This window comes from Pseudomonas sp. yb_9 (genome assembly GCF_043103635.1).
In the GTDB taxonomy this organism is placed as follows: Bacteria; Pseudomonadota; Gammaproteobacteria; order Pseudomonadales; family Pseudomonadaceae; genus Aquipseudomonas; species Aquipseudomonas monteilii.
In genome coordinates this window covers 50,887-61,959 of sequence record NZ_JBICKA010000067.1, presented here as the reverse complement: position 1 = coordinate 61,959, position 11,073 = coordinate 50,887, and the positions used below count along the sequence as shown (strand labels likewise).

General features: G+C 63.6%; 11 protein-coding genes, 1 tRNA gene and 1 pseudogene. 7 read left to right on the top strand and 6 right to left on the bottom strand.

Features of this window, described 5'->3' with window-relative positions; genetic code table 11:
• Positions 1–43: 43 nt before the first annotated feature.
• A pseudogene (locus tag ACF8MI_RS18590) lies at positions 44–775 on the top strand (HAMP domain-containing protein); the annotation flags it as partial.
• Positions 776–892: 117 nt separating this feature from the next.
• Complete coding sequence (locus ACF8MI_RS18585) at positions 893–1,660, top strand: methyl-accepting chemotaxis protein (protein WP_371257737.1); 768 nt, start codon at positions 893–895, stop codon at positions 1,658–1,660.
• A gap of 54 nt (positions 1,661–1,714) precedes the next feature.
• Here ACF8MI_RS18585 and ACF8MI_RS18580 read toward each other — a convergent pair.
• Both ACF8MI_RS18580 and ACF8MI_RS18575 read right to left on the bottom strand, forming a co-directional pair.
• Positions 1,715–1,791, bottom strand: a tRNA-Pro gene (locus tag ACF8MI_RS18580).
• Between the two features lie 80 nt (positions 1,792–1,871).
• Positions 1,872–2,093, bottom strand: coding sequence for a YgdI/YgdR family lipoprotein (locus ACF8MI_RS18575; RefSeq protein ID WP_013971697.1), 222 nt, complete (start codon positions 2,091–2,093; stop codon positions 1,872–1,874).
• A gap of 187 nt (positions 2,094–2,280) precedes the next feature.
• Here ACF8MI_RS18575 and moaB point away from each other — a divergent pair, with 187 nt between their 5' ends.
• Positions 2,281–2,820 (top strand): molybdenum cofactor biosynthesis protein B, encoded by a 540-nt coding sequence (gene moaB, locus ACF8MI_RS18570; protein WP_016714883.1) that lies wholly within the window; start codon positions 2,281–2,283, stop codon positions 2,818–2,820.
• Complete coding sequence (glp, locus tag ACF8MI_RS18565) at positions 2,804–4,030, top strand: gephyrin-like molybdotransferase Glp (RefSeq protein WP_200929219.1); 1,227 nt, start codon at positions 2,804–2,806, stop codon at positions 4,028–4,030. Before moaB ends, glp begins: the two co-directional genes overlap by 17 nt.
• On the opposite strand, the gene ACF8MI_RS18560 is transcribed toward glp, so the two are convergent.
• The gene (locus ACF8MI_RS18560) at positions 4,019–5,266 is read right to left on the bottom strand and encodes a glycosyltransferase family 4 protein (RefSeq protein WP_016714885.1); all 1,248 of its coding nucleotides are present in this window, start codon (positions 5,264–5,266) and stop codon (positions 4,019–4,021) included. The genes glp and ACF8MI_RS18560 overlap by 12 nt on opposite strands.
• Positions 5,267–5,580: 314 nt before the next feature.
• Here ACF8MI_RS18560 and yegS point away from each other — a divergent pair, with 314 nt between their 5' ends.
• Positions 5,581–6,468 (top strand): lipid kinase YegS, encoded by an 888-nt coding sequence (yegS, locus tag ACF8MI_RS18555; RefSeq protein WP_392517712.1) that lies wholly within the window; start codon positions 5,581–5,583, stop codon positions 6,466–6,468.
• On the opposite strand, the gene ACF8MI_RS18550 is transcribed toward yegS, so the two are convergent.
• From ACF8MI_RS18550 to ACF8MI_RS18540, 3 genes are all read right to left on the bottom strand, one after another.
• Positions 6,452–7,111, bottom strand: coding sequence for a response regulator transcription factor (locus ACF8MI_RS18550; protein ID WP_060498864.1), 660 nt, complete (start codon positions 7,109–7,111; stop codon positions 6,452–6,454). The two genes, yegS and ACF8MI_RS18550, sit on opposite strands and share 17 nt — an antisense overlap.
• Positions 7,101–7,997, bottom strand: coding sequence for a sensor histidine kinase (locus tag ACF8MI_RS18545; protein ID WP_060498865.1), 897 nt, complete (start codon positions 7,995–7,997; stop codon positions 7,101–7,103). The genes ACF8MI_RS18550 and ACF8MI_RS18545 overlap by 11 nt, the downstream gene beginning before the upstream one ends.
• A 365-nt stretch (positions 7,998–8,362) precedes the next feature.
• Positions 8,363–8,872, bottom strand: coding sequence for a hypothetical protein (locus tag ACF8MI_RS18540; protein WP_060498866.1), 510 nt, complete (start codon positions 8,870–8,872; stop codon positions 8,363–8,365).
• A 351-nt stretch (positions 8,873–9,223) separates the two neighbouring features.
• On the opposite strand from ACF8MI_RS18540, the gene ACF8MI_RS18535 reads away from it, so the two are divergent.
• Together ACF8MI_RS18535 and ACF8MI_RS18530 are read left to right on the top strand one after the other, a co-directional pair.
• The gene (locus ACF8MI_RS18535) at positions 9,224–10,159 is read left to right on the top strand and encodes a chemotaxis protein CheV (RefSeq protein WP_016714890.1); all 936 of its coding nucleotides are present in this window, start codon (positions 9,224–9,226) and stop codon (positions 10,157–10,159) included.
• A gap of 55 nt (positions 10,160–10,214) precedes the next feature.
• Positions 10,215–11,018: an MOSC domain-containing protein gene (locus ACF8MI_RS18530; RefSeq protein ID WP_200929221.1), complete on the top strand. Its 804-nt coding sequence runs from the start codon at positions 10,215–10,217 to the stop codon at positions 11,016–11,018.
• The last annotated feature ends 55 nt before the right edge of the window (positions 11,019–11,073 follow it).

Here is an 11,073-nt window from a genome sequence, read left to right as displayed (position 1 = left end):
GCACAGCGGCCCCAGCCCTCTCTCTCTGGTTCCGAGACCCTAGATGTTGCGTAAATCCCTCAGAGTGCAAATTCTATCGCTGCTCGGTGGCAGCCTGGCGGCGATGTTGCTGATCGCCCTGGTGTGTTTCCAGTTCCTGTCGTCCAGCGTGCGCGGCTATGCCGAGCTGGTCGACGGGCCGCTGCAGGCCTCGCAATTGATCGACGAAGCCAACCTGCAATTCAAGATTCAGGTACAGGAATGGAAGAACGTGTTGCTGCGCGGGCGCCAGCCGGCAGACATGGACAAGTACTGGCAGCAGTTCCAGGCCCGTGAACAACAGGTTCAAGCGCTGCTCGGGCAATTAATCGACAGCAGCGACGCCAGGCTCAAGGCGCCGTTGCAGCAGCTGCGTGACAGCCACCGGCAGTTGGGCCAGGCCTATGCGCAGGGCCGCCAGGCCTTCCTTGCCGCGGGGGGTGACCCGGTAGCCGGCGACCAGGCGGTCAAAGGCGTGGACCGCGCCGCCAGCGAGCAGATGAGCGAACTGGTCGAGCAGCTGCGGGCCGATGCGCGCCAGCGTGCGGCCAGCATCAGCGCCAGCGCCGAGCTCACGGTATGGCTGGGCTTGCTGGTGATGTTGGCTTCGGCGGTGCTGGTGGGGCTGCTCAGCCTGTGGCTGGTCAACCGTAGCCTGATCGAGCCAATCCGCCAATTGATCGAGTATGTCGCACAACTGAGCCAAGGGCGTTTCGCCGCCCGGGTCGATAGCCGCCGTGAAGATGAGCTGGGGCGCCTGGCGCGGGCTGCCAACACGCTGCGCGACTTCCTTGCCGATACCGTTGGCCGCCTGCAGGACAACGCGCAGGAGCTGGAGGGCGCCAGTGGCCAGTTGCGCAGCATCGCCGGCGACATGGCCCGTGGCACCCACGACCAGTTCCAGCGTACCGACCAGGTGGCCACGGCCATGCACGAGATGTCCGCCACCGCTCAGGAGGTCGCCCGCCACGCCGCCGAGGCCGCTCGCGCGGCAGATGACGCCGACCACAGCGCCCAGGCCGGCGAGCAGGTGATGCAGCAGACCATCGACATTATCGGTGTGGTCAACCGCGAAATCGCCGGCACGGCGGCGGTAATCCGCGACCTGGAGCACGACAGCACGCGCATTGGCAAAGTGCTGGAGGTGATCCGTGGCATCGCGGAGCAGACCAACCTGCTGGCGCTCAACGCAGCCATCGAAGCGGCCCGTGCTGGCGAAGCCGGGCGTGGTTTTGCGGTGGTCGCCGATGAGGTGCGCAGCCTGGCCCAGCGCACGGCTGCGTCGATTGCCGAGATTCACCAGATCATCGAAGCCGTGCAGTCGGGGGCGGTAGAAGCGGTCAAGGCGATCGAAAGCGGCCAGCAGCGCAGCGAGGAGGGGGCCGAGCAGGTGCAGCAGGCCGGGCAGATGCTGCAGCGCATCACCCAGTCCGTAGAGGCGATCCGCGACATGAACCGACAAATCGCCACGGCGGCCGAAGAGCAGACCAGCGTAGCTGAAGACATTTCGCGCAACCTGATCGAAATCACCCGTATTGCCACGGCCAACCAGCAGGCCGTGCAGCATACCGAGCAGGCCGGGCAGCGCTTGCATGGGTTGTCCGGGCAGTTGGGTGAGGTGACCTCGCGCCTGACGGCCTGACCGTTTTCAGGCACAACAAAAAGCCCGCACAAGGCGGGCTTTTCGAGCAGGATCTGGTCGGAGAGACAGGATTCGAACCTGCGGCCTTCTCGTCCCGAACGAGACGCGCTACCTGGCTGCGCTACACTCCGATGAACAAAATCCTACTGCATCCCGTTTTCGCACACAAGCCCTTGTTGTTTAAAGGGGCTTTGCAAAACGGGCGCCTGGATCAGAGCTCTTTGACGGTGCGGATCTGGTCCTTGTTCAAGCGGGTGCGCTTGCCATCCAGTTGCTCGAATTCATAGAAGCCGGAGTCTTCATCGTACTTCGGGGTGTCCGTGGCCTGGATTTCGCGGCCATCGTTCAGGGTAATGACGGTCGGCGAAGCGCAGCCGGCAAGGGCGCCCAGGCCCAGGGCGAGCAGGAAGGCGGGTAGGGTCCGTTGAATCATCGTGTTTCTCCAGTGCGATGGTGCTAGTTGTCAGTTAAGACGCAGGGTGTCCATGCAAGTTCCTTCTTTAGTGCAGCATAGCGGCAAACCCGGCCTATTGACCGAGGGCAATCGCCATGGGCGCAACGTCGGGAAAGGTGCGCTGTGATATAACTGTGGGCATCTCATCCTGTTGTGACGGACACCCATGAAAGCCAAGGCAGATACCCCCTTCGTGGCGCTGAACATCGCCGTGCTCACGGTCAGCGACACCCGTACTTTCGACACCGACACCTCCGGGCAGCTGTTCGTCGACCGCCTGAGTGCGGCCGGCCACCGTTTGGCCGAGCGCGTGCTGCTCAAGGATGACCTGTACAAGATCCGCGCCCAGGTTGCCACCTGGATCGCCGATGACAACGTGCAAGTGGTGTTGATCACGGGGGGGACCGGCTTTACCGGCCGCGACAGCACGCCCGAGGCGGTGGCCTGCCTGCTGGACAAACAGGTGGAGGGGTTTGGAGAGTTGTTCCGGCAGATCTCCGTGGCCGACATTGGCACCTCCACGGTGCAGTCGCGTGCCTTGGCCGGGCTGGCCAACGGTACCTTGGTGTGCTGCCTGCCGGGCTCGACCAACGCCGTGCGTACCGGCTGGGATGGCATCCTTGCCGAACAGCTCGATGCCCGCCATCGCCCGTGCAACTTCGTTGCGCACCTGAAGCAGGCAGCGGCCTGTGACAGCCGTGGCTGAGGCCGGCCAGGCCCGGCCGCTGATGCCGGTGGAGCAGGCCCTGGAGCAACTGCTGGCGCTGGCCGAGGCGGCGCCCATCCGCGAGACCGAAAACCTGCCGCTGGCCGAGGCCGAAGGCCGCGTGCTGGCCACCGACCTGGTGGCCTCGCTCGACCTGCCGCCCTGGCCGAACAGCGCCATGGACGGTTATGCCTTGCGCAGCGCCGACTGGCAGGGCCAGCCGCTGCCGGTCAGCCAGCGCATTTTTGCCGGGCATGCGCCACGGCCGCTGCAGCCAGGCACCTGCGCGCGCATCTTTACGGGTGCGCCGGTGCCGGAAGGCGCCGACTGCGTCGAGATGCAGGAAAACACCGAGGTGCTCGAAGATGGCCGGGTACGCTTTCTTGAAACATTGCAAACCGGGCAGAACATACGCCCTCAGGGCCAGGAAACCCGCAAGGGTGAGCAGGTAATGAGCGCCGGCACCCGCCTTGGGCCGATCGAACTGGGCCTGGCGGCGACCCTGGGCCATGGTCGCCTGGATGTGGTGCGCAAGGTGCGGGTGGCGGTGCTGTCCACCGGTGACGAGCTGGTCGAACCCGGCCTGCCGCTAGGCCCTGGGCAAATCTACAACAGCAACCGGCGGCTGCTGGTCAGCTGGTTGCAGCGGCTGGGCTGCGATGTGGTCGATGCGGGCATCCTGCCGGATGACCTTGCACGTACCCGTGCCTGCCTGGGGGCGCTGGGCGACGTTGACCTTATCTTGTCTACCGGCGGAGTCTCGGTGGGGGAGGCCGACTACCTCGGTGCAGCCCTGCGTGAAGCCGGCGAACTGGCGTTGTGGAAACTGGCGATCAAGCCGGGCAAACCGCTGACGTTCGGCCACTTCCAGGGCGTGCCGGTGATCGGCCTGCCGGGCAACCCGGCCTCGACCTTGGTCACCTTTGGCCTGCTGACCCGGCCCTACTTGCTTCGTCGTCAGGGGGTGGCCGATGTCACGCCGCTGCGTTTCGACATGCCAGCGGGCTTCGACTGGCACAAGCCTGGCACGCGCCGCGAATACCTGCGCGCGCGCATCGAACAGGGCCGGGTGTGCATCTACAAGAACCAGAGCTCGGGGGTGCTGCGCAGTGCCGCCTGGGCCGAGGGCCTGGTGGAGGTGCGCGAAGGCAGTACGCCAAAACCGGGCGATAGCGTGCCGTTCATCCCCTTCAGCGAGCTACTTGGCTGAGCGGCCCAGCCAGGCACTGCCCAGCGGCGCGGCCTCGGCAGGCGCTGCCTGGGCTAGGCGCATGTGCACGTTCTCAAGTTGCTGGGCCGCTACGCTCCAGTCGTGGCGTTGGCGGGCGAATTGCCGCCCGGCATCGCTCAGTTGGCTCATGCGCCAGGGCTGGTTGAGCAGTTGGGTGATCAGCAGGGCGAGCTGGTCACCGTCATCACTGCCCAGGTAATGCTCACCGTTGTTCGCGGCCAGCCCCGATACGCCTTTGCCGGTGGTGATCACCGGCAGGCCGGCGGCCATGGCCTCGAGGATTTTTACTTTGGAGCCACCGGCATAGCGCAGCGGGGCGAAGAACAGTGCCGAACGCTTTTGCAGCTCGCGCAGGTCAGGGCGGTAACCGAACCATTCGATGCGCGGGTCGTTCCAGTGCAATTTCCAGCTGATCGGCAGCGCATGCCCGGCTATCGCCAGGCGCACCGCCGGGTTGCTCATCCACACTTGCGGCATGATGTCTTCCAGCGCCCACTCGATGGCTTCCAGGTTGGCGCCATACTCAAAGTTGCCCACGAACAACAAGCGTTGGCTATGCAGCGCCGGTTGCACGTGCTGGTAGAAATCACAATCCACACCATTGACCACCACGTTCACCGGGCGCCCGCTGATCTGCGCGATGAGCTCGGCATCGTGTGCGCTGACCGCCACCAGCTCGGTAGGTTGGCGCAGCACCCGCTGTTCCCAGCGCCGGTAGCGCCAGCGGTCAAAGGCATTGAGCGGGCGCAGCCAGAGCGGCAGGCGGTCGTGGCAGGCACCGCCCATCACGGACTCCAGCGTGTGCTCGCTGAGCATGTAGGGCAGCCCGCGCGCCTGCAAAGCCTTTTCGAACGGCTGAAAGCTGTAGCTGTGCTCGATCTGGATCACGTCCCACGGTTCGTCCAGCAATTGCTCGAAGCGGTGCCGCAGGCAAGGGGACAGGCCATTGATGATCGCCCGCATGGGGTAGTCGATAATCGGCGAGGCCAGCAGGTTCAGCGGGCTGTGCAGTGGCCGACGGGGTAGCACGATCAGCCGTTCGAGTAGCGGCTCCAGGGCTTCGCGGGCCGCATCGCTGAGCGGGATTTTCGATTGCACCAGCAGGGTAATGCGGTGGCCTTGCTGTGCCAGTGCGCGCATCAGGTGGTATTGCCGGGTCTTGCTGCCGCTGGTCGTTGGCCAAGGCAGGTACGGCAGTGTCCAGAGAATGCGCATGACCCGGAATCCTCGCTGAAAGCTGCGGATGAAAAGACGCGCCCATCGGCGGCGCTATGCACACCACTGCCGGTGGCGCGTCCATGGCCAGGATCGAGATTGGCCCGGCGAACAGAGGTCAAAAGGCTGACTTCCCTGGGAAAAATGTTGGCCTGGGTCAAAAACTTGTCAAAAGTTCATTTTCTGAGCATAGCCGCGCATTGTCGGGTGTGGGAAAAAGACCGCGTCGGCTTCGTTATTTTTTTGCACCCATGCAACGATCCCTGGCTGCGCATGGTCGAGATCTGGGTGGTTCAACTTCACGGAGACGCGCAATGCAAGGGCGCAAGGCAATGCTGATCCTGCACGGTAAGCAGGCGATGAACGAAGAATTGCGCAGCGCTGTGCACGACCTGCGCGATACCGGCTGGGCACTGGATGTACGTGTCACCTGGGAGGCGGGTGATGCGCAGCGGCTGGTCGGCGAGGCGCTGAGCGCGGGCTACAGCCATGTTGTTGCCGGTGGTGGGGATGGCACTTTGCGCGACGTGGCCGAAGCCATGGGGCTGGCCGGCGCTGATGCCAGCCTGGCGCTGTTGCCCCTTGGCACTGCCAACGACTTCGCCCGAGCCGCAGGTATACCGCTGGAGCCTGCTGCGGCTCTGGCGTTGCTGAACACACCGGCCCAGGCAATAGACCTGGGCCAGGCTGGCGACCAGTTGTTCCTTAACATGGCCACAGGCGGATTCGGCAGCCAGGTCACCGCCAACACCTCCGAAGACCTGAAAAAAGTGCTGGGGGCGGCCGCCTACCTGTTCACCGGCTTGTCGCGCTTCAGCGAACTGCAGGCAGCTTCGGCGGAACTGCAAGGGCCAGACTTTCAGTGGCAAGGGAGCTTGCTGGCGCTGGGTATCGGTAACGGCCGCCAGGCTGGGGGAGGGCAGGTGCTATGCCCTGAAGCGGTGGTGAACGACGGTTTGCTGGACATCGCCATCCTACCTGCGCCGCAGGAAGTGGTCGGGGCTTTGCGCGATCTGCTGGCCGGCGATGGCCTGTTCGTTCGGGCGAGGTTGCCCTGGGTGGAAATCAAGAGTTCGCAGGGGCTGGATATCAACCTCGATGGCGAGCCGTTGCAGGCCGACAACCTGCGCTTTCAGGCCAGGCCATCCGCGATACGCCTGCACCTGCCGGCCGGGTCGCCATTGCTCAGTCGTCCAGGCTGATGATTTTCTCGCGTACGGCAAACAGTACCAGGCCAGCCACGTCATGAATCTGCAGCCGCTTCATGATTTGCGAGCGGTGGGTTTCGACCGTCTTGATAGACAGGCCAAGGCCCGCAGCGATTTCCCGGGTGGACTTGCCGCGCACGATCAGGCGCAGGATTTCCAGTTGCCGGGCCGTGAGGTTATGCCGCTCGCCAGCGGCCTGCTTGCCCTGTTTGGTGTGCCGTAACGCCTGGTTGATGACGGTGTGGGCGATGGCTGGGCTGAGGTAGCGCTCGCCGTTGCGCACCGCGCTCAGGGCCTGCTCCAGTTCGGTGGCGCTGGTGTCCTTGAGCAGATAGCCGTGGGCGCCGCTTTCCAGCGCCCGCATGATCAGGTCGGGGTCGGTGTGCATCGAGAGAATCAGCACTTTGCAGGCGTTGCCGCTGGCCCGCAGTTGAGTCAGGGCGTCCAGGCCGCTGGTGGAGCGCATCGAAATGTCCAGCAAGACGATGTCGGGCGCCAGCGTGCGCACCTGTTCGAGCAGTTGACCGCCATCGTCGGCTTCGCCGATCACGTGATAGCCAGGGATGTCACAGACCAGCGCGCGCACCCCGGCGCGGATCAGCGAATGGTCGTCAACCAGCAGCAGTCTACAGGTCATGGGTGGCAGTACTCCGGGCGCGTTGCTGGCTGCGCGGGGGCCAGGGGAACATCGCTTCGATCTGCGTACCCAGGCCAGGCTGGCTGGTGATGTCGAGGCTGCCCTGCAACGCGGTTACCCGCTCCTGCATGCCGGCAAGGCCGCGCTGGCCTGCCTCGGCCGGGTGCCGGGCGGGGATGAAGCCGCGGCCATCGTCGTGGATCGACAATGCCAGCCCTTCAGGGGTGCGCTGCAGGCGGATGACCAGGTTGTGTGCCTGGGCGTGGCGCAACATATTGGTCACCGCCTCCTGGGTAATGCGGAACACGGCCATGGCCACGGCTTCGTCGATGCCGCCCAGGCGCTGGTTGCACGCCAGGCTCCAGTGCACGCCGCTGCTGGCCAGGGTACGTACCAGGTGCGCGCGCAGGCTGGCTTCCAGGCCAAGGCTGGCGAGCTGCCGGGGGTTGAGCAGGGCGGACACATCGCGCACGTTGCCCAGGGTGTCATCCAGCGTGCCGCGCAGGGCATCGCAGTGGCCCTGCAGCTCGTCGGGCATACGCCGCTGCAGCCACTGCAACTGCAGCTTCGCAGCGGTGAGCAATTGGCCGATGTCGTCGTGAAGTTCCCGGCTCAGGTGCTGACGTTCGTCTTCCTGCACCTTGAGCATGCGCTCGGCCAGTTCGGCCGGGCGCAGGCTGATCGACCTGGCGCTCAGCCCCAGTTGAACGGCGGCGCCCAGCGTGGCGGCCAGCTGTAGCACCAGCAGGCTGGCCGGGATGGCCTGGTTGGCCAGGTACAGCGCCAGGTTCGCAACCAGCGAGGCCACGCACAGCCCGACCGTTGCCCAACGCAGCAGGGCAGCGCGGGAGCAGCAACGCAGAGAAGTCTTCAAGCGTGGGAACATAAGTAGGAAAGCCACTGAAGTATTGCTGATGGAGGCCTTGCACAATGCTGGTCAGAGGCTTTGGCGCAGTACTTTCGATGTTTTTTCGAATGCGTGATCTTTCAACCTTGCTTCAGGTTGCAAGCCTTTGTGGGGGCGCATATTACCACTTTGCATTGCATCGGTCGCGGCTGGGAAACGCTTTGAAACGCCTGCTGGTCCGGTCTTTTCGGGTAGCAAAGTGCCACCCGTTAATCGTGCAGTACGCACTTGTGCTGCAACTAGCGTGCTCAGGGTTCAAGTTGGGCCACTAAAAACCTGCAGAACTTTCCAAGTTTGACCATGGTGGGGCTTGAACAACGGTACTTAGTTGCACACTGCGTCAATTAGAGCGCCGGTTTAGAGCGGTCAGGGCGGCTGCTGGCTGCCACTTCACCAGGGGTGTGAATGCACACGCTGCCTTGCTCATCGCATGACGTACAGGTTGACGCTAAAGGTTGTTGCACGACCTTCGCCAACTCACCCAGTAGCACCAGTTGCTCGCCGATGTCCAGGTTCAGCCGCCCGGTACGGGGGTCGACCAGTTCCAGTTGCCAGGCCAGCAGGGTCAGGCACTCCCCTATCGCGGGTAGGGCTGCACGTTGCAGGCAACCACCGTGGCAGGCCGGGGCGAGCAGCTGTTGAAGGGCAGTGGTGTAATGGGCGACTTCACGCAGGCCCAGGCGTGTGGCCTGACGGGCGAGGCTGTCGAGGACGTTGTCCAGGCAGCGGCAGGCATCCGGATCATTGTCGATCAGTTCCAGATGCTGCAGGCATTCCTGGGCCTGGGTCAGCAGTACCTGGGCATCCAGCAGGAAGCCCTGGAGGGCGTCGTCGAACGATAAGGCAGTGTCCATTGTCAGGTCCCCGCGCGTGGGGTAGGCGCAGGGGGCGGGCACGCCGAAACGATAGCTAGCAAAAGCCTGACTCCATTCATGCAGTGAGAATGGCGTCACATTAATGGCTAAAGGATATCGCGAACATCAGGTTTCGCCCGATTGCGACTAAGGGTTTCCCTGATGCGGGGCCAGGGTGGGGAACTTTTGCAGCCCCCTCGGTTTATCCCGGTGTGCCCGCAGTAAAGCATGATGGTAAAGTGATATCAATTGCCTTGGCGGTATTTTCCCGCAAGGGTCAAGGTGCGCGTGAAACCGCCGATACAGGGTAGATGATTTCACCTTTTCCGACTCAAGCCTGGGGGTTTTCCAATGGCTGGCATTCTCGACACGGTAGACCAACGCACGCAATTGGTGGGTGAGAACCGCCTGGAAATTCTGATGTTTCGCCTGGCCGGTCGCCAGTTGTTCGCGATCAACGTGTTCAAGGTGCAGGAGGTGCTGCAACTGCCCAAACTGACCTTGATGCCTCAGCGCCACGCCTTCGTCTGCGGTGTGGTCAACCTGCGCGGGCAGACGCTGCCGGTGATCGACCTGTCCCAGGCGATTGGCATGCGCCCGCTGCAACCGGGGCCGGACAGCACCATCATCGTCACCGAGTACAACCGCTCGGTGCAGGCCTTCCTGGTCGGTGGTGTGGACCGCATCGTCAACATGAACTGGGAGTCGATCATGCCGCCGCCTTCCAGTGCCGGGCGCCAACACTACCTGACCGCCATCACCAAGGTCGATGACAAGCTGGTGGAGGTTATCGACGTAGAGAAGGTGCTGGCCGAGATCGTGCCGTACAACGCCCGGGTCTCTGGCGACAAACTCGCCGACCCGGTGCTGGCCCGGGCGCGTGGCCGTGAGGTGCTGCTGGTGGATGACTCCAGCGTGGCCTTGGCGCAGTTGCGCGATACGCTGTCCCAGTTAGGCGTGAAACTGCATGTGGCCAGTGATGGCCTGAAAGCGCTACGTATGCTCAAGGGCTGGGCCGATGCCGGCGAAGACGTGTGCGAGAAGCTGCTGATGGTATTTACCGATGCCGAAATGCCGGAAATGGACGGCTACCGGCTGACCACCGAGATCCGCAGTGATGCACGCCTGCGCCAGCTTTACGTAGTGCTGCACACCTCGCTGTCGGGCAGTTTCAACGAGTCCATGGTGAAAAAGGTGGGTTGCGACAACTTCCTGTCCAAGTTCCAGCCCGATCGCCTGGTCGACGTGGTCAAGCAACGCCTGCTACTGGACACCGCCACTGCGTGAACCCTGGGCCGGCCAGGTATAAGCTTGGCTTTTGGCATGACGCGAGGCAGCAGGGATGTTTCTCAGTGAGTTGTATCGATACCCGGTGAAGTCGGGGCAGGCGCAGAGCCTGCAGGCTTCACCGGTTGGGTTGCTGGGGCTGCAGGGTGACCGGCGCTGGATGGTGGTCGAGGAAGAAAACGGACGCTTCCTGACCCAGCGCGCATGGCCACAACTTGGCCAGTTGCAGGCGTGTGAAGGCGACAGTGGCGAGTTGCTGCTACAGGCGCCTGGGCAGGCACCATTGCGGGTACCTGTACCCGCTGCCGACGAAGCCCTGCGTGGTGTGACCATCTGGCGCGATACGTTGCGAGTGCCCGATGCAGGCGATGAAGTGGCGGCCTGGCTGAGCGAACTGCTGGGCAAGGCCGTGCGCCTGGTGCATTGCCCGGAGCAGCGTGCGCGCTACCTGCCCAATGGTTATGGTTTCAACAGTGACCGGGCGGCCTTTCCGGATGGTTTCCCCTTGCTGCTGATTGGCCAGGGCTCGCTCGATGAGCTCAGTCGGCGTGTTGGCCGGCCCATGGAGATGCTGCGCTTTCGGCCCAACCTAGTGGTGCAGGGCGCTGAACCCTTCGCCGAAGATGGCTGGAAGCGGATTCGTATCGGCAGCTTGGTGTTTCGTGTGCTCAAACCGAGTGTGCGGTGCATCTTTACCACGATTGACCCGGCTACCGGGGAGCGCAGTGCCGACCGGGAGCCTATGGCCACGCTCAAGACCTTTCGCGAGAAGGAGGGGGATGTGCTGTTCGGGCAGAACCTAGCCGTAGATGGCAGTGGGTGGCTTGAGGTAGGGATGGAAGTCGAAGTTCTGGAGTAACTTGGTTTGCTGAACCGGCCTCTTCCCGGGTTTACCCGCGAAGAGGCCGGTTCAG